Below are 22,196 nucleotides of genomic sequence, written 5' to 3'. Positions count from 1 at the left end.
GGGTCAGCGCCGCAGCGAACTCAGCGCCTTGCCGAGCAGCGTGGCCCTTTCCGTCGCGCCCGGCACGTGCTCCAGGCCGAAGCCGAACAGAACGGTGTCACGCGTCGTAACCGCCGCGTACGACTTGAACAGCTCTCCCGAGCGGGCCCAGTCGCCTGCGACAGCGGGACTTCCGGCGGGGCTCCCGGGGACGGTCCAGGCACCGAGCGACGTCTCGAAGCCCTCGCTCTCCCGGTCGGCCGCGCCGACGGTCAGGCGCGCGTCGTCCACGAAGACACCGCGTCCGCCGGTGCTGGTGTCGGTGATGGAGCTGAGCGAGAGCTCGACCTTCTTGCCCGCGTAGCCGCTGAGGTCGAAGGAGACCTGCTTCCAGCCGCCGGACGAGCCGGTGAAGCTGTTCCAGGCGCCACTGGTGCCGGTCGGCTTGCAGCCGCCCGCCTCCAGGGTGAGGTAGTGGCGCAGGAAGGGGTGGCCGTTGATGAAGTAGCCCTGATCGCACTCGGCCGGGACGGCGGCCTTGGTGGCGCCGCCCGTCTCGGGAAGCGTCGTCCAGTCCTCGGCGCCCGCGGTGTGTGCCTCAAGAACGGCGTGGTCGTAGGCGTTCTCGGTGTTCCAGTTGAGGGCCAGGCGCAGTTGCGGCTTGTCGGCCGCGCTCACCGCGGTGAGGTCGACCGTACGGGCGAGGCGCTTCCAGTCGCCGTCCTCGTGCGCGGCGGCGGCCATCCACTGGCCCGCGTACGGGGCGTACGGATTGGCGACACCGGTGTAGCGGCCCGCGTGCGCACTCTGGAACTGCGGGAACCGCTCCGCCGGCAGCGTGTCCGAGGTGATGGTGTACGCGCCGGCCGCGTCCAGCGGGTTTCCGGGCGTACCCGTGAGCGGGGCGTCCGTTCCCGGGAGCGTTCCCGCGCCGGTGAAGCCGCTGGGGCCGCCGGCGTTCGTACGTCCGTAGGCGCCGAGGTAGTACTGGCTGAAGTCGTTGGTGACGGCCGGGCCGACGACCGCGTTCCCGCCCGCCAGTTCACCTGCCTCGATCAGCTTGCCGCCCTCATTGAGGAACGCCCGTACGGCCAGCTGGGTCGGTCCTGTGGGCGCCTTGGAGCCGGTGTAGTGGACAGCGGTGCGGAAGTGGGAGAGGACGCCCAGGGCGTGCGGTGCGCCCTGGGTGGCGACGTCCCAGACGGCGGCGCTGCGACCGTTCGCCTTGAGCGCGTCGACGTACGTCTGCGCGTCCGTCGCGGGTGCGCCCTCTTCGGCGATCACCAGCGTGTCCGCACTGGAACGCTCCGCGACGGTGTACGTGAAGTGCTCGCTGGAGGTGCGCTTCCCTGCCTTGGTGCGTCCGCTGAACCACACCTCCACCTTGTCGCCGGGTTCGGCGTCCTCGACCTCGGCGCGGTAATCATCGAACCAGAGGTTGTCGTCACCGCCGTACGTCTCACCGCCCTTCCAGCGCTCCAGGTCATCGTCGTGCGTACGGCCGCCGTTGATGCGGTACTTGAGCTCCTTGTCGCGTACGGACTTGCGGGCCGTTACGGCGACCTTTTGATCGCCCCCGCGCGCGTAGGACGTCGTGAAGGTGTCCGGAGTGAAGTCGGGGGCCGCCATGCCGACGGCCGAGGACGGCTGGTCGGGGTGGGCTGCGGTCTCGGCGACGGAGAGCGCGAAGGGGATGTTCTTGGCGAACTCCGCCTGGATCAGCTTCTCGTCATCGGGGAAGTTGAATCCGGACTGGCACTCCTCGGGCTTCCACTGGTCGCCCGGGTCGATGTTCGACGCGGTCTGACAGGTGGTCATCTCGGGGGTGAACATCATCATGCCGTTGACGTTGGACGCGTGTCCGTCGGCCTCACCGTTGGTGGTGTAGAGCTCGGAGGAGACCTGCGGGTGGTACCCGGGAACGGCGGGCTTTTCGGGCGTTCCCGCGAGCGCTTTGTAGAGCACGTCGTCGGGCGTCGGAGTGGCGACCTGCCAGCCGACTCCGTAAAGGATCAGTTCGGCGGCGGAGTGGTAGTTGATGCCGTACTCGAAGCCGATGCGCTTCTGGAAGCGGTCGAGCACCTGGGTCTCGGGCTCGGACATGGGGGACGCGCCGCGGTAGGTCTGACTGGCGGGATTCGGCGAGGAACCCTCGTTGTCGTAGCCCCACTTGTAGCCGAAGTTGCGGTTGAGGTCGACGCCGTCGCTCGCGGTGTACGTGCCGTCGGCGTCGATGTCGCGCATGTTCTTGCGCCAGAGGCGGTTGCCCGCCGGGTCGTGGGTCCAGTCGTAGCCGTCGGGGTTGGCGGAGAGCACGAACCACAGCTCGGTGGAGTCCACGATCTTCGTGATGCGGCGGTCCTTGCCGTACCGGTCCAGGTAGTGGTGCATCAGCCGCCGGGTCATCTCCGGGGTGATCCACTCACGGGCGTGCTGGTTGGACAGGTACAGCACGGAGGGCCTGGCGCCGTCCTTGGTCTTCTTCGCGCCCTTGGTGAGCTTGAGGGCGAGGATGTCCTTGCCCTGGACGGTCTTGCCGATGGAGACGACCTTGGTGAGGTCCGGGTGCGCCTGGCCGGTCTTGACGATCTCCTCCTGGAGATTGCCCTTGCCGCTGTAGGGGCGGTAGACGCCGTCCCCGGCGGCGGCGAGGCGGGACTCCGTCTTCGCCGAGACCTTGCGCTCAGTGAGGTTTCTGACGCCCTTCGCGGCCAGGTCCTCGGCCTGGGCGTCGGTGAGGAAGAGCTCGACGCGCGCCGTGCCTTTCTCCGGTGCGCGTTCGCCCATCTCGTGGGCGTCCTGGCCGGCCGCCAGGAGCAGGGGGATCTGCTCCTTGGTGACGTCCGCGTTGAACACCTTGACGGCGTCGGCGCCCGCGTCGGCCCCGGCCGCGCCACTGGAGCCCTCGGCCTGGGCCACCGGTGCCACCGCCACACCGCCGAGCAGCAATGTGCACGCTGCGAGGATCGATCTCGCTCTGCGTCTCATGAGCCCCCCTTGCTGTTGTCTGCCACATAAGCGAACAGACGTCAGGCTCATGACAGTTCATGGTCATGTCAATAGCGCCTGGGGTACGCAAACGCGCCGTCGGCGCCCAAGGGGAGCCGACGGCGGCGAGCCGTGCCGAGGTGACGAGGTCAGCCGACCAGGCCGTCGGCCATTTCCTCGGTGATCGTGGACTCGGTACCCGGGATGCCCAGGTCCTGGGCCCGCTTGTCGGCCATCGCCAGCAGACGGCGGATACGGCCGGCGACCGCGTCCTTCGTCAGCGGCGGGTCGGCCAGCGCGCCCAGCTCCTCCAGGGAGGCCTGCTTGTGGTCCATGCGCAGTCGCCCGGCGGCGGCGAGGTGCTCGGGCACCTCCTCGCCGAGGATCTCCAGCGCACGCCCCACCCGGGCGCCCGCGGCGACTGCCGCACGCGCCGAGCGGCGCAGGTTCGCGTCGTCGAAGTTGGCCAGGCGGTTGGCGGTGGCGCGGACCTCGCGGCGCATCCGCCGCTCCTCCCACGCAAGCACGGACTCGTGCGCGCCGAGGCGGGTCAGCAGGGCGCCGATCGCGTCCCCGTCCCGTACGACGACCCGGTCCACGCCGCGCACCTCGCGCGCCTTGGCGCCGATGGAGAGGCGGCGAGCGGCGCCGACGAGGGCGAGGGCGGCCTCCGGCCCCGGGCAGGTGACCTCCAGCGAGGACGAGCGGCCCGGCTCGGTGAGCGAGCCGTGCGCGAGGAACGCGCCGCGCCAGGCGGCCTCGGCGTCACACGTGGCGCCGGAGACGACCTGCGGGGGCAGTCCGCGGATGGGCCGGCCGCGGCCGTCGACCAGCCCGGTCTGGCGCGCCAGCTGGTCACCGCCCGCCACCACCCGTACGAGGTAACGGGAGCCGCGTCGCAGCCCGCTCGGCGCCATCACCACCAGCTCGGAGTGGTGACCGAAAATCTCAAGGATGTCCTTCTTGAGCCTGCGGGCCGCGAAGCTCACGTCCAGCTCCGCCTCGATCACGATCCGGCCGCTCACCAGGTGCAGCCCGCCCGCGAACCGAAGGATCGCCGAGACCTCCGCCTTCCTGCAGCAGGTCCGGGTGACGGGGAGCCGGGAGATTTCGTCCTTCACCGCTGCCGTCATCGCCATGGGCCGATCCTTCCATGCATCCGAAAAATACGGTCGTACGCGGCGGCCAACAGCTCCGGGTCGTGCTTCGGGGAGCCGTTGGGCGCGGCGACCGGCGCCAGCTCGACCGCCGCGCCGAACCGCTTGGCGGCATCGGCGAGAGACTCGCGGTCGGGCACGGCAGCCTCGTCGGCCAACACCACGTCCAGGGCGAGTTTAGGGGCGTGTCGTCCCAAAACCTCCAAATGACGCTGCGGAGAGAACCCATCTGTTTCACCGGGTTGCGGCGCGAGGTTGAGCGACAGGACCCGGCGCGCCTTCGTCTCGACGAGCGCGTCGAGCAGCTCAGGCACCAGAAGGTGCGGAATCACTGACGAGAACCACGAGCCGGGACCGAGCACCACCCAGTCCGCGTCGAGGACGGCGGCGACGGCCTCGGGGACCGCCGGCGGCCCCTGCGGGACGAGGTGTACGGACTGCACCTCGCCGGGGGTGAGCGCCACGGTCGCCTGGCCGCGGACCGTGTCCACGTCGTCGGGGCGCCGGGGATCGTGCCCCCGTACGAGCGCCTGGAGCTCCAGCGGCACGGCGGACATGGGCAGAACCCGGCCGTGCGCGCCGAGGAGCTTGCCGACCAGGTCAAGCGCCTGGACGTGGTCGCCGAGCTGCTCCCACAGGGCGACGATCAGCAAATTGCCGACGGCGTGGTCGTGCAGGTCGCCGCGGCTGGAGAAGCGGTGCTGGATGACGCGCGACCAGGTCTGGCCCCAGTCGTCGTCCCCGCACAGCGCGGCGAGCGCCTTGCGCAGGTCACCCGGCGGCAGTACGCCGAGCTCGTCGCGCAGCCGCCCGCTGGAGCCGCCGTCGTCGGCGACGGTGACCACGGCGGTCAGGTCGCCGGTGATGCGGCGCAGCGCCGTGAGCGACGCGGACAGTCCCATGCCGCCGCCGAGGGCGACGACCTTGGGCTGGGCGCCGCGCTTGCGCTGCGGCCGCGCGGCGTCATTGCCGCGCAGCCGGCGCAGGCGGAAGTTACGTCCGGTCACTCGCGCCCCATGTCCCGGTGGACGAGGACGGTCTCTACGCCTTCGGAGGACAGCCGGGCGGCCAGCTTCTCCGACATGGCTACGCTGCGGTGCTTGCCGCCCGTACAGCCGACGGCGATGGTCACGTAGCGCTTGCCCTCGCGTCGGTAGCCGGCCGCGATGAGCTGGAGCAGCTCGGTGTACTGGTCGAGGAACTCCTTGGCGCCCGGCTGGTTGAAGACGTAGCCGGAGACCTCTTCGTTGAGGCCGGTGAAGGGGCGCAGCTCCGGGACCCAGTGCGGGTTGGGCAGGAAGCGGCAGTCGACGACGAGGTCCGCGTCGACCGGCAGGCCGTACTTGTAGCCGAACGACATGACCGTGGCGCGCAGCTGCGGCTCGTCGTCGCCAGCGAACTGGGCGTCCATCTTGGCGCGCAGCTCGTGGACGTTGAGGCTGGAGGTGTCGATCACCAGGTCGGCGTCGCCGCGCAGCTCGCGCAGAAGGTCGCGTTCGGCCGCGATGCCGTCGGTGATCCGGCCGTCACCCTGGAGGGGGTGGGGGCGGCGTACGGACTCGAAACGGCGTACCAGCGCGTCGTCCGAGGACTCCAGGAAGACGATCCGCCGGGTGACCTCCTTGGCGTCCAGGTCGGCCAGGGACTCACGGAGGTTGTCGAAGAAGCGCCGCCCGCGGACATCCACGACGACCGCGATACGGGCGACATTGCCCTGCGAGCGGGCGCCGAGCTCCACCATGGTGGGGATCAGCGCGGGCGGCAGGTTGTCGACGACGAACCAGCCGAGGTCTTCGAGGCACTTCGCCGCGGTGCTGCGGCCCGCTCCCGACATGCCCGAGATGATCACCAGCTCGGGGATGGCCGGCTCGGCCGCCTCACCGTTGTGGCCGTTCTGACCGTTCTGACCGCTCTCGCCGGTCTCTCCGGTCGCGCCCATACTCACGTGTGCTCCATCTCCGTCGTGCTCAGTCATTCGTGCTGCCCCCGATCCGGCGGGGAGACCACGGGTGCTTCCGCACTCTCCGCGGCTTCCGCAGTGTCCTCGTCGTACTCAATGATCTCTCCTGTCGCCGTGTTCACGGCGGGTGCGGCCGGTGCCGCCTGTGCGAGGAACGCGGCGACGGTCTCGGCCGTCTTGCGGCCTATCCCCGGCACCTCGCAGATCTGGTCGATTGTGGCGGACCGAAGCTTCTTCACCGAACCGAAGTGCTTGACCAGGGCGTGCTTGCGCGTATCGCCCAGGCCGGGGACCTCGTCGAGCGGTCCTGCCTTGAACCGCTTGGCGCGCTTGGTGCGCTGGTAGCGGATGGCGAAGTCGTGCGCCGTGTCACGGACCCGCTGGAGGAGGTAGAGACCCTCGCTGCTGCGGGGCAGGACGACCGGGTCGTCCTCGCCGGGCACCCAGACCTCTTCGAGGCGCTTGGCCAGGCCGCAGACGGCGACGTCGTCGATGCCGAGCTCGTCGAGGGCGCGCTGGGCCGCGGCCACCTGCGGCTGCCCGCCGTCGACGACGACGAGCTGCGGCGGGTACGCGAAACGCTTGGGCCTGCCGTCGTCCTCCGCGTTCGGCTCCGGCTCGGCGGGCACCTCCGTGGCCCCGTTCGCCTCGATCCACTCCCCCGTCTTCTCCTTCTCCTGGAGATAGCGCCTGAAGCGGCGGGTGAGCACCTCGTGCATGGACCGGACGTCGTCCTGACCCTCGAAGGTCTTGATCTGGAAGCGGCGGTACTCGCTCTTGCGCGGCAGGCCGTCCTCGAAGACGACCATGGAGGCCACCACGTCTTCGCCCTGGAGGTGGGAGATGTCGAAGCACTCGATGCGCAGCGGGGCGGAGTCCAGGCCGAGCGCCTGGGAGATCTCCTCCAGGGCGCGGGAGCGAGTGGTCAGATCGGACGCGCGCTTGGTCTTGTGCAGGACGAGGGCCTGCTGGGCGTTGCGCTGGACCGTCGCCATGAGGTCCTTCTTGTCGCCGCGCTGGGGGATGCGCAGCGACACGTTGGAGCCGCGCCGCTCGGCGAGCCACTGGGAGACCGCCGGGGCGTCCTCGGGCATGGCCGGTACGAGGACCTCCTTGGGCACCGCGTCGCCCTGCTCCTCGCCGTACAGCTGCTGGAGGGCGTGCTCGACGAGGCCGGCGGTATCGACGGCCTCGACCTTGTCGGTGACCCAGCCGCGCTGGCCCCGCACCCGTCCGCCACGTACGTGGAAGATCTGCACGGCGGCTTCCAGCTCGTCCTCGGCAACGGCGATCAGGTCGGCGTCGGTGGCGTCGTTGAACACCACCGTGTTCTTCTCCAGGGCGCGGCGCAGCGCCCCTATGTCGTCGCGCAGGCGGGCGGCCTTCTCATACTCCATGTCCTCGGCGGCCTCGTGCATCTGCTGCTCGATGCGCTTGAGGTACTGGCCGGTGCGGCCGGCCATGAAGTCGCAGAACTCCTCGGCCAGTTCGCGGTGCTCATCGGGCGTGACCCGGCCCACACAGGGCGCGGAGCACTTGCCGATGTAGCCCAGGAGGCAGGGGCGGCCGGTCCTGGCGGCGTTCTTGAAGACACCGGCCGAGCAGGTGCGTACGGGAAAGACCCGGAGCATCAGGTCGACGGTCTCGCGGATGGCCCAGGCGTGACCGTACGGGCCGAAGTAGCGCACGCCCTTTTTCTTGGGGCCGCGCATGACCTGGACCCGGGGGAACTCTTCGTTCAGTGTCACGGCGAGGGACGGATAGCTCTTGTCGTCGCGGTACTTGACATTGAAGCGGGGGTCGAACTCCTTGATCCAGGAGTACTCCAGCTGAAGCGCCTCGACCTCGGTGGAGACGACCGTCCACTCGACGGACGCCGCCGTGGTGACCATGGTGCGGGTGCGCGGGTGGAGATTGGCCAGGTCCTGGAAGTACGAGGACAGGCGCGGGCGCAGGCTCTTCGCCTTCCCGACGTAGATCACCCGGCGGTGCTCGTCGCGGAATTTGTAGACCCCCGGCGAGTCGGGGATCTGTCCCGGCTTGGGGCGGTAACTGGAGGGGTCGGCCATGTCAGACACCCTACTTGCGGGCAGTGACAGTGCGGGTGCCCCGCGGCAGTGCCGGGTCAGGCGCCCCGCCCGGCCGTCGCGCTCGCGTCTGCTCCCGCTCCCGCGATGAGCTTGCCGCCCTCGACCTTGACCGGGATGGCGGGCAGCGGCACGGTCGCCGGGCCCTGGAGCACCTCACCCGTGCTGACGTCGAAACGGCTGCCGTGGCACGGACAGTTGCCCTCGTCCTTCTCGATCTTGTCCAGGACACAGCCCGCGTGCGTGCACTGCGCGCTGAACGCCTTGAACTCCCCCTTGGCCGGGCAGCTGACAATGATCCGCTGCTCGCGATAGAGCTTGGCGCCGCCCACCGGGACCTCGTCCGCCGACCCGAGGCTTACTGGCGTGGACGGCAGCGGCTTGGCGTGCCCGAGCTTCGACTCGGTGGAGCAGGCCGCCACACCCAGTCCGGCAGCCCCGGCGAGGACGGCGCCCTTCAGCACGGTACGGCGGGGGGCTGACTGGCCGGGCATGCGAACTCCACTGATCAGGGGGTGCGTGTGTGAGGGACGTGCGACAGACCCGACGATACCGGCGGACATCGGCGGCTCTCGCGCGGGCTGTCCTGGCGGGCGGCGATGGGTTACGTTCGGGCCCGTGATCGTCGTCGCCGGAGAGTCGCTGATCGACCTGGTGCCGCAGGGGACGGGCGCGCTGGCGCCGCTGTTGCCGCGGCTCGGCGGCGGGCCGTACAACACCGCCGTGGCCCTGGGGCGGCTCGGCGCCCGTACATCTTTCTGTTCCCGGATCTCGACCGACGGCTTCGGCGACGCTCTCGTCGAGGGGCTGCGGGCGGCGGGGGTGGACACCGCGCTCGTGCAGCGCGGTCCCGAGCCGACGACGCTGGCTGTGGCGGCGCTGGGCGCGGACGGATCGGCCGGTTACGGCTTCTACGCGGAGGGCAGCGCGGACCGCCTCTTCGCTCTGCCGGCCGCGCCGCTGCCTTCCGGTGTACGGGCGCTGGCGCTCGGTACGTGTTCGCTGGTGCTGGAGCCGGGAGCGAGCGCGTACGAGGCGTTGCTGCGGCGAGAGGCGGAGCGCGGACTGTTCACACTGCTCGACCCGAACATCCGGGGCGGCCTGATCCCGGCCCCGGACGCCTACCGCGCCCGCTTCAGGAACTGGCTGCCGTACGTCTCGCTGCTGAAGCTGTCGCAGGAGGACGCGGCGTGGCTGGGCGGGTCGGTGGAGGAGTGGCTCGCGGCGGGGCCTGCGGCAGTGGTGCTGACGCGGGGCGCGGAGGGGATGACGGTGCGGACGCGGGGCGGGGCGGGCGTGGACGTTCCGGCGGTACGGGTCGGGGTGGCCGACACGATCGGTGCGGGCGACACGGTGAACGCGGCGCTGCACGGACTCGCGGGCCGTGGGGCGCTGTCGTTGCGTTCCCTGCCGGCCCTGAGCAGGGCCGCCTGGACCGACACCCTCGCGTTCGCGGCCCGCGCGGCGGCGATCACCTGCTCGCGCCCGGGCGCGAATCCGCCGTACGCGACGGAACTGGCGCCGTAGGGCGGACGTGTCCTGCGGAGCTTTCCCCTGCCCGCCCCTCCCCGAGCTGTGAGCAAGCCCCCAGACCCCAGACAACACAGACGCCCTACGGACGCGTCCTCAATCGCCGGACGGGCTGGACTCGCCCGCACCACCCAGCCCCTGCCCCTGCCCGGCACCCTCCAGCCCGTCCGGCGTTTGAGGACCGGGGTCCGGGGCAGCGCCCCGGTTCGGGAAGGGGCGGGTAGGGGAAAGGAGCTCCGGCCACGCCAGCGACCCCTCACCCACGGTGGGTAAGGGGCCGCACTTGAACGCGAACGTCACGCCTTGCGCGCGCGTGCCGCCTTTGCGGGAGCGGTCGTGCCCGGGGCCTTCTTCGCGGTGGCCGTCTTGGCCGTCGCCGTCTTCCTGGCCGGGGCCGACTTCGCCGCCGCCACCGCCTTCTTCACCGGGGCCTTCTTCACCGGCTTCTTCACCGGCGTCGCGTCGCTCACCCGGTCGCCCAGGATGTCCCGCAGGAACTTGCCGGTGTGGCTGGTCGTCACCGCGGCCACCTGCTCGGGCGTGCCCTCGGCGATGACGAGGCCACCGCCGCTGCCACCCTCGGGACCCATGTCGATCACCCAGTCAGCGGTCTTGATGACGTCCATGTTGTGCTCGATGACGATCACCGAGTTGCCCTTGTCGACCAGGCCCGACAGGACCGAGATGAGCTTGGAGATGTCCTCGAAGTGCAGACCCGTGGTCGGCTCGTCCAGGACGTACACCGTGCGCCCCGTGGAACGCTTCTGGAGCTCAGAAGCGAGCTTCACGCGCTGTGCCTCACCACCCGACAGAGTCGGCGCCGACTGACCGAGGCGGACGTACCCGAGACCCACCTCGGTGAGTGTCCTGAGGTGACGGGCGATCGTCGGGACGGCCTCGAAGAAGTCCAGCGCCTCCTCGATCGGCATGTCCAGCACCTCGGCGATGGACTTGCCCTTGTAGTGGACCTCCAGGGTCTCCCGGTTGTAGCGCGCCCCGTGGCAGACCTCACACGGGACGTATACGTCCGGCAGGAAGTTCATCTCGATCTTGATGGTGCCGTCGCCCGAGCAGTTCTCGCAGCGCCCGCCCTTGACGTTGAAGGAGAAGCGGCCCGGCAGATAGCCGCGCACCTTCGCCTCCATCGTCTCCGCGAACAGCTTGCGCACGTTGTCGAAGACACCGGTGTACGTCGCCGGGTTGGACCGGGGTGTCCGGCCGATCGGCGACTGGTCGACGTGGACCACCTTGTCGACGAAATCGTCGCCCTCCACGCGCGTGTGGCGCCCCGGCACCGTGCGGGCGTTGTTCAGTTCGCGCGCCAAGTGCGTGTAGAGGATGTCGTTGACCAGCGTCGACTTTCCGGATCCGGAGACGCCGGTGACGGCCGTCAGCACGCCGAGCGGGAACGACACGTCGATGTCGCGCAGGTTGTTCTCGCGGGCGCCGTGGACGGTGAGCTGCCGCGTGGGGTCCGCGGGACGGCGGATGTCCGGCATGGCGATGGACCGCTTTCCGGCCAGGTACTGACCGGTGACGGACGCCTTGTTGGCCAGCAGGTCCTTGAGGGAGCCGCTGTGGACGACCTTGCCGCCGTGTTCGCCCGCGCCGGGGCCGATGTCGACGATCCAGTCGGCCACCTTGATGGTGTCCTCGTCGTGCTCGACGACGATCAGGGTGTTGCCCATGTCGCGCAGCCGGACCAGCGTCTCGATGAGGCGGTGGTTGTCGCGCTGGTGCAGACCGATGGACGGCTCGTCCAGGACGTACAGCACTCCGACGAGGCCGGAGCCGATCTGGGTGGCCAGCCGGATGCGCTGCGCCTCGCCGCCGGACAGCGTGCCGGCCGCGCGGTTGAGCGACAGGTAGTCGAGGCCTACGTCGACCAGGAACTTCAGCCGCTCGTTGACCTCCTTGAGCACGCGCTCGGCGATCTTCTTGTCGCGGGCGTTCAGCGTCAGCCGGCCGAGGAAGTCCGCGCAGTCGCTGATCGACATCGCGGCGACCTCGGCGATGGACTTCTCCATGACCGTGACCGCGAGGACCAGGGGCTTGAGGCGGGTGCCGTTACAGGTCGGGCAGTGCACCTCGCGCATGTAGCCCTCGAAGCGCTCCCTGCTGGAGTCGCTCTCCGCCTCGGAGTGCCGCCGCTTGACGAACGGAACCGCGCCCTCGAAGGAGGTGGTGTACGCCCGCTCGCGGCCGTACCTGTTGCGGTAGCGGACCTCGATCTGAGTCTTGTGGCCGTTCAGCAGGGCCTTCTTGGCGCGCTGCGGCAGCCCCGCCCAGGGGATGTCCGTACGGAAGCCGAGCGCGTCGGCGAGCGCGCCGACGAGGCGTGCGAAGTAGTCCTTGGTGTGGCCGTGCGACCAGGGGTTGATCGCGCCCTCGTCGAGGGACTTGTCCTCGTCCGGGACGATCAGCTCCGGGTCGACCTCCATGCGCGTACCGATGCCGGTGCAGTCGGGGCAGGCGCCGAAGGGCGAGTTGAAGGAGAAGGACCGGGGCTCCAGCTCCTCGAACGACAGGTCGTCGTACGTGCAGTAGAGGTGCTCGGAGTACATCCGCTCACGGTCGGGGTCGTCTGCGGGGAGGTCGACGAAGTCGAGGATGACCATGCCGCCGGCCAGGCCGAGGGCGGTCTCCACCGAGTCGGTGAGCCGGCGCTTGGCGCTGTCCTTCACCGTCAGGCGGTCGATGACCACCTCGATGGTGTGCTTCTCCTGCTTCTTGAGCTTGGGCGGCTCGCTCAGCTGGATGGTCTCGCCGTCGACCCTTGCCCGGCTGTAGCCCTTGGTCTGAAGGTCGGCGAAGAGGTCGACGAACTCGCCCTTGCGCTCGCGGACCAGCGGCGACAGGACCTGGAAGCGGCTGCCCTCGGGCAGCTCCAGCACCTTGTCGACGATGGCCTGCGGCGACTGGCGCGCGATCGGCCGGCCGCACTCGGGACAGTGCGGCTTGCCGATACGGGCGAACAGCAGACGGAGGTAGTCGTAGACCTCGGTGATCGTGCCGACCGTCGAGCGCGGGTTGCGCGAGGTCGACTTCTGGTCGATGGACACCGCGGGCGACAGGCCCTCGATGAAGTCCACGTCGGGCTTGTCCATCTGGCCCAGGAACTGCCGGGCGTAGGAGGAGAGCGACTCGACGTACCGGCGCTGCCCCTCGGCGAAGATCGTGTCGAACGCGAGGGAGGACTTGCCCGACCCCGAGAGCCCGGTGAACACGATGAGGGAGTCACGCGGGAGGTCGAGCGAGACGTTCTTGAGGTTGTGCTCGCGAGCGCCACGAACGATGAGACGGTCGGCCACGCCGGTCCGCACCTTTCTTGAGAGAGGCAGAGGGGACTGAGCCCCCCGGTTCTCAGACTATGGGGGCAACCAGAGCGATGTTGTAAGGATTCCTGGTGCCTCTGACGAGCGTATAGCACGTGCATTCGAATTACGGCCTAGCCTGAACGGCTTCACCCGATCGTGTGACCGGACTATCGTCGACGCCATGAACGATCACGTGCGCGACCTGGGCTCTGTACGCGAAGCGACCGACCGGCTCCTCGCCGCGACCGACAAGCTGGACAACGCCGCTGTGACGCAACCGTCACGGCTGCCGGGATGGACCCGCGGCCACGTGCTGGCGCACGTCGCCCGTAACGCGGACGCTCTCGTGAACGTCCTGGCCGGCCGTCCCATGTACGCCAACGCCGAAGTCCGCGACGCCGACATCGAGCGCGACGCCCCGCGCCCCCTCGCCGTACAGCTGGAGGACGTGCGCGACAGTGCGGCTCGCTTCGACGAAGCGGCCGCCGTTCCCGCCGACTGGTCCCGTACGGTCGCCCTGCGCAACGGCGTCACCGACTCGGCCTCCCGCATTCCCTTCCGCCGCCTCGTCGAGGTCGAGCTGCACCACGTCGATCTGGGCATCGGCTATGAGCTGGAGGACCTGCCGGAGGAGTTCACGGGACGCGAGATCGCGTTCCTCGCGGAGCGCTTCGCGGGGAACCCGGGCGTTCCCGCGACCGTGCTGACGGCCGCCGACGGGAGGCAGTGGCGTACGGGAAGCACCGAAGGCAATCCCGTGAACGTCACCGGCACCGCCCCCGACCTCCTGGGCTGGCTCGCGGGCCGCCGCGTCGGAGCCACTCTCGACACCGCGGGGGCCCCGCTGCCCGCGCTGCCGCCGCTATAGGCTGACTCCATGACGTACAGCGGAGCGGTCAAAGTCGGCGGTCCTGCGAACGTTCACGAGCTCACTGACCTGATGATCTCCAAGGTCGCGGTCGGCGCCATGAACAACAACGCGTATCTGCTGCGCTGCCGGGACACGGGAGAACAGCTGTTGATCGACGCGGCCGCCGAGCCGCACACGCTTCTGAGGCTGATCGGTGACGACGGCATCGCGTCCGTCGTCACCACCCACCGCCACGGCGATCACTGGCAGGCCCTGCCGGAGGTCGTGGCGGCGACCGGGGCGCGTACGTACGCGGGCCGCTACGACGCGGAGGGCATCCCCGTCACCACCGACGTGCTGCTGGAAGACGGCGACACCGTCCGCGTCGGACGTGTCGAGCTCACCGCCCGCCACCTCGTCGGCCACACCCCGGGGTCCATCGCCCTCGTCTACGACGACCCGCACGGGCACCCGCACGTCTTCACCGGGGACTGCCTCTTCCCCGGCGGCGTGGGCAACACGTGGAAGGACCCGGAGGCCTTCGCGAGCCTCATCGGTGACGTCGAGGAGAAGCTCTTCGGACAGCTTCCGGACGAAACCTGGGTCTATCCCGGCCACGGCAACGACACCACGCTCGGCAAGGAGCGCCCGCACCTGCCCGAGTGGCGCGAGCGCGGCTGGTAGATCAGCTTCGCGAGCCGGTGGGACTGCTTCTGTGCGCCCCGTAACCGGAGTCCGGGTGGGGTAGTTGTGGCCGCATGCACCAAGAACGACCTCCCTCCATGGCCCGCCTCGCTGCCGCGTCGCTCGCCGGAACAGCCATCGAGTTCTACGACTTCTTTGTCTACGGAACAGCCGCCGCGCTCGTTCTCGGGCCGCTCTTCTTCCCGACCTTTTCGCCGCTCGCGGGAACGCTCGCGGCGTTCGGGACCTTCGCGGTCGGTTTCATTTCACGGCCGCTCGGTTCTGTCATCTTCGGGCACATCGGCGACCGTTACGGGCGCCGTCCTGTCCTGTTCGCCTCACTGTTGCTCACGGGAATCGCGACCGTCGCGGTCGGCTGCGTACCGACGTACGGGTCAATCGGCGTAGCAGCGCCCGTACTCCTTCTGGTGCTGCGCTTCCTGCAGGGGCTCGGGCTCGGCGGCGAGTGGGGCGGTGCGGTTCTGCTGACCGCCGAACACGCTCCCGCCAACCGGCGCGGACTGTGGGCGAGTTTCCCGCAGATCGGCCCCCCGGTCGGCTTCCTCCTGGCCAACGGCATCATGCTCGCCCTCTCCGCCTCGCTGACCGACGCACAGTTCGCGGCGTGGGGATGGCGGGTGCCGTTCTGGGTGGCGGGCCTGCTGGCCGCGGCAGGACTGTTGCTGCGTACGTCCCTGGCGGAGACCCCGCAGTTCAAGCAGCTGGCCGAGACGGACAAGCGGGCGACCGTCCCCCTCGCCGAGGTCGTACGCGACCACTGGCGGCTCGTCCTGCTGACGGCCGGCGCGCTCGCCGTCGGGTACGCCGTCTTCTACGCCGTGACGACCTGGTCCCTCGCGTACGCCACGGAACAACTGGGCGTCAGCCGTACGGTGATGCTGGCCTGCATCATGGGGGCCGTGGCGATCTCGGGCGTGGTCACCCCGTTCGCCGCGATGCTCGGTGACCACTACGGGCGCAGGCCGCTGTGTCTGCTCGGCTGCGCGGCGGCAGCGCTGTGGATGTTCCCGATGGTCGCGCTGTTGCAGACCGCCGAGCCGCTGCTGATGTTTCTCGGCTTCGTGGGAGCGCTGCTGTCGTTCATCACCATGTTCGCTGTGATCGCTGCCTATCTCCCGGAGCTGTACGAGCCGAGGGTGCGCTGCACGGGCGCGGCCGTCGGCTACAACCTCGGCGGGCTCGTCGGAGGTGCGCTGACCCCGATCGTCGCGACGGCGGTGGCGAACGGCGACGGACCGCCGTGGGGTGTCGCCGTCTACCTCACTGCCATCGCGCTGCTGAGCCTGGGGTGCTTCGCACTGCTGCCGGAGACGAGGCCGGCGCCCCGCCCCGTGGCGGAAGCCGCCCCTGCCTGATCCAGGCCCGCACAAACAAGAACCGGCCGGTGCGAGCGGTATTGCTCCGCTCGCACCGGCCGGTGAATCCGTTACGGGGTCAGGACTCGACGCTCTCCTTGTCGCCGGCCTTGGCGACCTCGGCCGCCGCGCGCTGTTCCGTCTTCTTGTTGGCGATGAGGCTGGTGATCGTGGTGACGATCAGCACTCCGCAGATGACGGTCAGCGAGAAGGGGATGGAGATCTCGGGGACGTGCACCCCGGACTCGTGCAGAGCGTGGAGCACCAGCTTGACGCCGATGAAGCCCAGGATGACCGACAGGCCGTAACTCAGGTGAACCAGCTTCTTGAGCAGTCCGCCGATGAGGAAGTACAGCTGCCGCAGACCCATGAGGGCGAAGGCGTTGGCGGTGAAGACGATGTACGGGTCCTGGGTGAGGCCGAAGATCGCCGGGATCGAGTCCAGCGCGAACAGCACATCGGTGGTGCCGATGGCGAGCATGACGACCATCAGCGGCGTCAGGACGCGCTTGCCGTTATTCTGGATGAAGAGCTTGGTGCCGTGGTACTTGTCCGCGACGCCGAAGCGGCTCTCGATCGACTTGAGGAGACGGTTCTCCTCGAACGCCTCTTCCTCCTCCTCGGCCCGCGCCTCCTGGATGAGCTTCCAGGCGGTGTAGATCAGGAACGCGCCGAAGATGTAGAAGACCCACGAGAAGTTGGCGATGACCGCAGCGCCGGCCGCGATGAAGATCGCACGCAGTACCAGGGCTATCAGCACACCCACGAGCAGCACACGCTGCTGGAGGTGGGACGGCACCGAGAACTTCGCCATGATCAGGACGAAGACAAAGAGGTTGTCCACGCTGAGCGATTTCTCGGTGATGAAGCCGGCGAAGAACTCGCCCGATGCCTGCGCGGTGCCGAAGATCAGCAGTCCGAGGCCGAACAGCACGGCCAGGACGATCCAGACGACCGTCCAGATTCCGGCTTCCTTGATCGACACGTCATGCGGCTTGCGCCCGATGAGGAAGTCGACTGCGATCAGGGCGATCAGACCAAGAATGGTCAGTGCCCAAAGGGTCATTGAAACGTCCACTGCGCCTCCGGCAGATAGCTACGGCAACTCACTCAGCGTCGTCGCTGCCGGAGGTCTCTTCCACCCGGGCGCGTATCCGCGCGCCGCGGGCCGACGCCCCGGGACCGATGGCGGTCCGTATTGACGGGTACGTCGCAGCCGGGAGTACTCCCCTCCGCTCATCGAAGGGTACAGGAACACCCAAGAAAAGGTAAAGGGATGGGTAAAGTCGCACCAAAAGCGCTGGTCAGCGAGGCAGTTGCCGCCTCGCTGCCGCCACCTGCGCGAGCACCTGCCGCACGACCTGGCTGCCCGGTGGCGGCAGCAGCGGCTCGTACGTCCAGGTATGGCCGACCCACGGGTCGATGAGGTGGTCGTCGGGCACGGGAGTGACCCGCAGCAGCGACCGCCACAGTGGGTCGAGCACCGGACCGTACGCACTCGCGTCCTCGCGGTCCGCGACCATCATCAGGTGCACGCCGACCGACGGGCCCTCGTCTGCGAGGTAGCGGAGCTGGGTGACGGCGCGGTCGTCGAAGCCGTGCGGGAAGTCGTTGACGATCAGGAGCTGCTCGGCCGTGTCCAGCTCCGGCGGGAGCGAGTCGACGACCCCGCCACGGACTGCCATCTGTACCAGTTCCACGCGCTGGGTGAGCTTGGCCAGCACGGCCGCCACGCCCTGGGCGCCGGCCGCGGGCGGCGCGTCGAGCACGCCGGACCCGGTCAGCGCGGCGAGCGCGGCCGCGCCCGTGCCCGCCGGGTCGATGACATGGACGGTGAACTCACCGGCGGGATAGACCGCCAGCAGGCGGGCGGCGTGCGCCGCGGCACTTTCCATGGCCGCTCGGCGCAGCTGGTCGGACTCCATCATCAGCGCGGCCTCGGAGCCGGAACGGCCGCTGTCGATCCACAGGCCTCGCTCCAGCGGCAGGCGCACCAGCATGGGGATGCGCAGATCCGGGCGCTCGGGCAGGTGCAGGTCCCCGACGCGCAGGGCCATCGGGATCTCCATGGGAACCCGGTAACCGTGCCAGGCCGGGTTGTGCCAGGAGGCGAAGGCGGGGGGCAGGGCCGGCTCGACGACGTCGGCCTCGGCGGCGAGCTGGGCCAGGTCGCGGTCCAGTACGTCGCGGGCCTGGCCGACGAGCTGGTCGTGCTTGGCCCGGGCGTTCGCGCGGGCGGTGTCGCCCGCGGCGCCGATCCGGCTGCGCGGGTCGGAGAGCGCCTTGTCGAGCTCCTGCTCCATCCGGGACTCGGCGAAGTCGACCGCGCTGCGGTACGCCGAGACGGTGCGGGCCAGGTCTTCGAACATGCCCCACACCTGGTTGTACAGCCGCTCCTCCATGGACCAGCCGGTCGCGTCACCGGCGACGGGCTGTGGGTACTGTCCGGGCGGGGCGGGCGGCGCGGTGGGCGGCGGGGACGGGGGCGCGGTGCTCTGGCGGCGCGGGTGCGCGTAGTCGATGGGGCCGCCGGGGGCGGCCTGTCGAGCGCCACTGTCCGGACCACTCGGCGCCACGGGTGCGGGGGCACCGGCTGTGGGTGTTGCTGTGGGCGCCACGGCGTCGGTCTGCGCGTCGCGTCCGCCGTTCGTCGCGTGGGACGTCGTACGCCGCGACCGGTCGCCGTCCTCGCTACGGGGCGGGGGCGCCGCGACGGAGCGGGCCATGCCGCTGCTCACCGCGTCCTGGATGGCGGCGGCGAGTTCACGGGCCTGCGGCAGTCCCTGGTCGCCGAGCATCTCGGCGAGGCCACCGGCGTAACCCTGCCCGACGGCGCGCACCTTCCAGATGCCCTGTCGGCGGTAGAGCTCCAGGGCGACTACGGCGGACTCGCTGTCCAGCCCGGTAACGGTGTAGTTGGCGACCTCGGAGCCGTCGAGCCCGGTGACGGAGACGAAGGGGGCCGCGACGGCGCCGAAGCGGGCCGGACCGCCCACGCCCAGCGGGAGAGCGAGCAGGACGTTCACCCGGTGCACCGTCTCGGGCAGTGCCTCGAGGTCCACGGCGAGCCGGTGGTCGGCGGCGGCCTGCTTGGACACTTCGAGCCCGGGGAGGTTCGGCGAGCCGGGGTGGGCGACCCACTCCGTACCGCGCACGGTGCCCTGCTCGTCGCCGAGGGTGGCACCGGCCACGACCGGCTTGCCGGCCGATACCCGGATCTCCAAACGGGCCTGGGGCAAGGGGTGGTTCTGCCCCCGGACCAGCTCGGCCGTCATCGCCTGTCTCCCCCGCGTCGCAATCGTGGATGTGGTGCAGCTCCCGGCGGCCGATGCCTCCGGGAGCTGCGCGTACTGCGTCAGTCGTCTGCTACAGGTGCGGCAGGATCGACGGCATCAGGTCCTGGAAGGTCCGGCCGTTGGCAGGGGTGCCGATGGCCGTCATCTTCCAGCCGGCGCCGTCGCGGTGCACCTTGGCCATGATCTGGGCGGTGTACTGGCCGCCACCGTCGAGCGTGTAACGGGCCATCTCCTGGCCGTTGGTCTCGTCGACGATGCGGCAGAACGCGTTCTGCACTTCCTGGAACGTCTGGCCGGTGAAGGAGTTCACCGTGAAGACGATCTGGTCGATGTGCACCGGCACGCGCTGGAGGTCGACGAGGATCGCCTCGTCGTCCCCGCCCTGGCCCGCGCCGCCGACCAGGTTGTCACCGGTGTGCTTCACAGAGCCGTCGTCGCTGACGAGGTGACGGAAGAAGACGACGTCGACCGGCTGCTTGTCCGCGAACAGGACCGCCGAGGCGTCGAGGTCGACCTCCCGGGTGCGCGAGCCGAAGAGACCACGACGCGGCGCCGCCTGCCAGCCCAGCCCCATACGGACGGCGGTCAGCGTGCCGCCGCCCTTCTTCTCCAGGCTGATGGCCTGACCCTTGGTCAGATTGACGCCAGGTCCCCCGGGCGCGCTGCCCTTGGATACATCCACCACGCGCTGTCCCCTCTCATTGCTTACCCCGCGGCCCGCCCGTTGCGTGCGGCTGCCCAGAACCCTACGCAGTCACGCCTGGGCCGCCACAGTCGCGTCGCACTTTGTGTCGGTGTTGCAACACACCAGGTGCCGGGTGGGTACCGGGCCGTCAGGCCTGCCCCGCCTCCCTCATCTGCCTCAGTTCCTTCTTCAGCTCGCCCACTTCGTCGCGCAGCCGCGCGGCCACTTCGAACTGCAGCTCGGCGGCCGCTCCGCGCATCTGCTCCGTCATCTCCTCGATGAGCGCTGCCAGTTCGGCGGCGGGGCGGTCGGTGAGCACATCGCCCTTCTTCCCCACCCTGGCTGCCTTGCCCGCCTTGCCGCCGAGCACGGGCACCGGGGCCTTGGCGCCCTTGCCGTCCTTCGCCTGCCGGAAGCCGGAGCCGAGGAGCTGTTCGGTGTCGACCTGCTCGCGCGCGATGGAAGCGACGATGTCGTTGATCTTCTTGCGCAGCGGCTGCGGATCGACCCCGTGCGCCGTGTTGTACGCGATCTGCTTCTCCCGGCGCCGGTTGGTCTCGTCGATGGCCTTCTCCATCGCCGGGGTGATCTTGTCGGCGTACATGTGGACCTGGCCGGAGACATTGCGCGCCGCTCGGCCGATGGTCTGGATCAGGGAGGTGCCCGAGCGCAGGAAGCCCTGCTTGTCGGCGTCGAGGATGGCTACGAGCGACACCTCGGGCAGGTCGAGGCCCTCTCGCAGCAGGTTGATGCCGACCAGGACGTCGTACTCACCGGATCGCAGCTCGCGCAGCAGCTCCACGCGGCGCAGCGTGTCGACGTCGCTGTGCAGATAGCGGACCTGGATGCCCAGTTCGAGGAAGTACTCGGTGAGGTCCTCGGACATCTTCTTGGTGAGGGTGGTGACCAGTACGCGCTCGTCCCGCTCCGTGCGCTTCCTGATCTCGTGCACCAGGTCGTCGATCTGACCCTCGGTGGGCTTGACGACGACCTCGGGGTCGATGAGACCGGTGGGGCGGATGATCTGCTCCACGAAGCCGTCGGAGCGCGAGAGTTCGTACGCACCGGGGGTGGCGGAGAGATAGACCGCCTGACCCACGCGCTGCTGGAACTCCTCCCACTTCAGGGGGCGGTTGTCCAGGGCGGAAGGCAGCCGGAAGCCGTGGTCGACGAGAGTCCGCTTGCGGGACGCGTCGCCCTCGTACATCGCGCCGATCTGCGGCACGGTGACATGCGACTCGTCGATGACCAACAGGAAGTCCTCGGGGAAGTAGTCGAGGAGAGTGTGCGGCGCGGTGCCGGGGGCGCGGTCGTCCATGTGCATCGAATAGTTCTCGATGCCGGAGCAGCTGCCGATCTGGCGCATCATTTCGAGGTCGTAGGTGGTGCGCATGCGCAGACGCTGGGCCTCCAGCATCTTGCCCTGCTTCTCCATCTCGGCGAGCCGGTCCTCCAGCTCCTTCTCGATGCCCCTGATCGCCTTCTCCATGCGCTCGGGTCCGGCGACGTAGTGGCTGGCGGGGAAGACGTACAGCTGGTCGTCCTCGCTGATGATCTCGCCGGTGAGCGGGTGGAGGGTCGACAGCGCCTCGATCTCGTCGCCGAACATCTCGATGCGTACGGCCAGCTCCTCGTAGACCGGGAAGATCTCGATGGTGTCGCCGCGGACCCGGAACGTACCGCGCGCGAAAGCCACGTCGTTGCGCGTGTACTGGATGTCGACGAAGCGGCGCAGCAGCTGGTCGCGGTCGATCTCCTCGCCGACCTTCAGCGGCACCATGCGGTCCACGTACTCCTGCGGCGTACCGAGGCCGTAGATGCAGGAGACCGAGGCGACCACGACGACGTCGCGGCGGGTGAGCAGCGAGTTCGTCGCGGAGTGCCGCAGCCGCTCGACCTCTTCGTTGATCGAGGAGTCCTTCTCGATGTACGTGTCCGACTGCGGGACGTACGCCTCGGGCTGGTAGTAGTCGTAGTAGGAGACGAAGTACTCGACGGCGTTGTTCGGCAGGAGCTCGCGGAACTCGTTCGCCAGCTGGGCCGCCAGCGTTTTGTTCGGCGCCATGACGAGCGTGGGGCGCTGGAGCTTCTCGATCATCCAGGCGGTGGTCGCCGACTTGCCGGTGCCGGTCGCGCCGAGCAGGACGACATCCTTCTCACCTGCGCGAATGCGCCGCTCCAGCTCGGCGATGGCCGCCGGCTGGTCACCGCTGGGCTGGTAGGAACTGACGACCTCGAAGGGCGCCACCGTACGTTCGATGCTTGAAACGGGCCGCATGCATCAACC

Annotated in this window: 15 protein-coding genes; 4 read left to right on the top strand and 11 right to left on the bottom strand. The window is 69.4% G+C overall.

Annotated elements, in window-relative coordinates:
• Positions 1-3: 3 nt before the first annotated feature.
• From J7E89_RS17785 to J7E89_RS17760, 6 genes are all read right to left on the bottom strand, one after another.
• On the bottom strand, positions 4-2,967 hold the full coding sequence (locus J7E89_RS17785; RefSeq protein WP_214974596.1) for a M14 family metallopeptidase: 2,964 nt from the start codon (positions 2,965-2,967) through the stop codon (positions 4-6).
• Positions 2,968-3,116: 149 nt separating this feature from the next.
• Positions 3,117-4,106, bottom strand: a complete 990-nt coding sequence (whiA, locus tag J7E89_RS17780; protein ID WP_028813910.1) for a DNA-binding protein WhiA — start codon at positions 4,104-4,106, stop codon at positions 3,117-3,119.
• Positions 4,097-5,131 (bottom strand): uridine diphosphate-N-acetylglucosamine-binding protein YvcK, encoded by a 1,035-nt coding sequence (gene yvcK, locus J7E89_RS17775; RefSeq protein ID WP_214974594.1) that lies wholly within the window; start codon positions 5,129-5,131, stop codon positions 4,097-4,099. The genes whiA and yvcK overlap by 10 nt, the downstream gene beginning before the upstream one ends.
• Entirely contained in the window at positions 5,128-6,063 is a 936-nt protein-coding gene (gene rapZ, locus J7E89_RS17770; protein ID WP_214974592.1) for an RNase adapter RapZ, read from the bottom strand. The genes yvcK and rapZ overlap by 4 nt, the downstream gene beginning before the upstream one ends.
• Before the next feature lie 32 nt (positions 6,064-6,095).
• Complete coding sequence (uvrC, locus tag J7E89_RS17765; protein ID WP_214974590.1) at positions 6,096-8,153, bottom strand: excinuclease ABC subunit UvrC; 2,058 nt, start codon at positions 8,151-8,153, stop codon at positions 6,096-6,098.
• Positions 8,154-8,209: 56 nt separating this feature from the next.
• Complete coding sequence (locus J7E89_RS17760) at positions 8,210-8,665, bottom strand: Rieske (2Fe-2S) protein (protein ID WP_214974588.1); 456 nt, start codon at positions 8,663-8,665, stop codon at positions 8,210-8,212.
• A 124-nt stretch (positions 8,666-8,789) separates the two neighbouring features.
• Between J7E89_RS17760 and J7E89_RS17755 the strand changes: the two genes are divergently transcribed.
• Complete coding sequence (locus tag J7E89_RS17755) at positions 8,790-9,698, top strand: carbohydrate kinase (protein ID WP_214974586.1); 909 nt, start codon at positions 8,790-8,792, stop codon at positions 9,696-9,698.
• A 299-nt stretch (positions 9,699-9,997) separates the two neighbouring features.
• Here J7E89_RS17755 and uvrA read toward each other — a convergent pair whose 3' ends face one another.
• Positions 9,998-13,012 carry an excinuclease ABC subunit UvrA gene (gene uvrA, locus J7E89_RS17750; RefSeq protein ID WP_214974584.1) on the bottom strand — a complete coding sequence of 1,005 codons (3,015 nt, stop codon included), beginning with the start codon at positions 13,010-13,012 and terminating at the stop codon, positions 9,998-10,000.
• A 187-nt stretch (positions 13,013-13,199) separates the two neighbouring features.
• Between uvrA and J7E89_RS17745 the strand changes: the two genes are divergently transcribed.
• The 3 genes from J7E89_RS17745 to J7E89_RS17735 all read left to right on the top strand — a co-directional run bounded on the left by J7E89_RS17745 (position 13,200) and on the right by J7E89_RS17735 (position 15,928).
• Entirely contained in the window at positions 13,200-13,886 is a 687-nt protein-coding gene (locus tag J7E89_RS17745; protein WP_214974582.1) for a maleylpyruvate isomerase family mycothiol-dependent enzyme, read from the top strand.
• 9 nt (positions 13,887-13,895) lie between these two features.
• Positions 13,896-14,552, top strand: coding sequence for an MBL fold metallo-hydrolase (locus J7E89_RS17740; RefSeq protein ID WP_214974580.1), 657 nt, complete (start codon positions 13,896-13,898; stop codon positions 14,550-14,552).
• A 98-nt stretch (positions 14,553-14,650) separates the two neighbouring features.
• On the top strand, positions 14,651-15,928 hold the full coding sequence (locus tag J7E89_RS17735; RefSeq protein ID WP_214974579.1) for an MFS transporter: 1,278 nt from the start codon (positions 14,651-14,653) through the stop codon (positions 15,926-15,928).
• Positions 15,929-16,007: 79 nt separating this feature from the next.
• Here J7E89_RS17735 and J7E89_RS17730 read toward each other — a convergent pair whose 3' ends face one another.
• From J7E89_RS17730 to uvrB, 4 genes are all read right to left on the bottom strand, one after another.
• Positions 16,008-17,006 (bottom strand): TerC family protein, encoded by a 999-nt coding sequence (locus J7E89_RS17730; RefSeq protein WP_214974578.1) that lies wholly within the window; start codon positions 17,004-17,006, stop codon positions 16,008-16,010.
• 226 nt (positions 17,007-17,232) lie between these two features.
• Positions 17,233-19,203, bottom strand: coding sequence for a TerD family protein (locus tag J7E89_RS17725; protein ID WP_214974577.1), 1,971 nt, complete (start codon positions 19,201-19,203; stop codon positions 17,233-17,235).
• A gap of 91 nt (positions 19,204-19,294) precedes the next feature.
• Positions 19,295-19,861: a TerD family protein gene (locus J7E89_RS17720; RefSeq protein WP_214974679.1), complete on the bottom strand. Its 567-nt coding sequence runs from the start codon at positions 19,859-19,861 to the stop codon at positions 19,295-19,297.
• A 196-nt stretch (positions 19,862-20,057) separates the two neighbouring features.
• On the bottom strand, positions 20,058-22,187 hold the full coding sequence (gene uvrB / locus J7E89_RS17715) for an excinuclease ABC subunit UvrB (RefSeq protein ID WP_214974576.1): 2,130 nt from the start codon (positions 22,185-22,187) through the stop codon (positions 20,058-20,060).
• Positions 22,188-22,196: the final 9 nt, after the last annotated feature.

This window comes from Streptomyces sp. ISL-100, assembly GCF_018614615.1.
GTDB lineage: Bacteria > Actinomycetota > Actinomycetes > Streptomycetales > Streptomycetaceae > Streptomyces.
The sequence above is the reverse complement of the archived record's forward strand: the minus strand, read 5'-3'. Positions and strand labels throughout refer to the sequence as shown.

Coding starts and splice junctions, on each gene's coding strand:
- J7E89_RS17785 (WP_214974596.1), bottom strand. CDS start 2,967: ATGAGACGCAGAGCGAGATCGATCCTCGCAGCGTGCACATTGCTGCTC.
- whiA (WP_028813910.1), bottom strand. CDS start 4,106: ATGGCGATGACGGCAGCGGTGAAGGACGAAATCTCCCGGCTCCCCGTC.
- rapZ (WP_214974592.1), bottom strand. CDS start 6,063: ATGGGCGCGACCGGAGAGACCGGCGAGAGCGGTCAGAACGGTCAGAAC.
- uvrC (WP_214974590.1), bottom strand. CDS start 8,153: ATGGCCGACCCCTCCAGTTACCGCCCCAAGCCGGGACAGATCCCCGAC.
- J7E89_RS17760 (WP_214974588.1), bottom strand. CDS start 8,665: ATGCCCGGCCAGTCAGCCCCCCGCCGTACCGTGCTGAAGGGCGCCGTC.
- J7E89_RS17745 (WP_214974582.1), top strand. CDS start 13,200: ATGAACGATCACGTGCGCGACCTGGGCTCTGTACGCGAAGCGACCGAC.
- J7E89_RS17740 (WP_214974580.1), top strand. CDS start 13,896: ATGACGTACAGCGGAGCGGTCAAAGTCGGCGGTCCTGCGAACGTTCAC.
- J7E89_RS17735 (WP_214974579.1), top strand. CDS start 14,651: ATGGCCCGCCTCGCTGCCGCGTCGCTCGCCGGAACAGCCATCGAGTTC.
- J7E89_RS17725 (WP_214974577.1), bottom strand. CDS start 19,203: ATGACGGCCGAGCTGGTCCGGGGGCAGAACCACCCCTTGCCCCAGGCC.
- uvrB (WP_214974576.1), bottom strand. CDS start 22,187: ATGCGGCCCGTTTCAAGCATCGAACGTACGGTGGCGCCCTTCGAGGTC.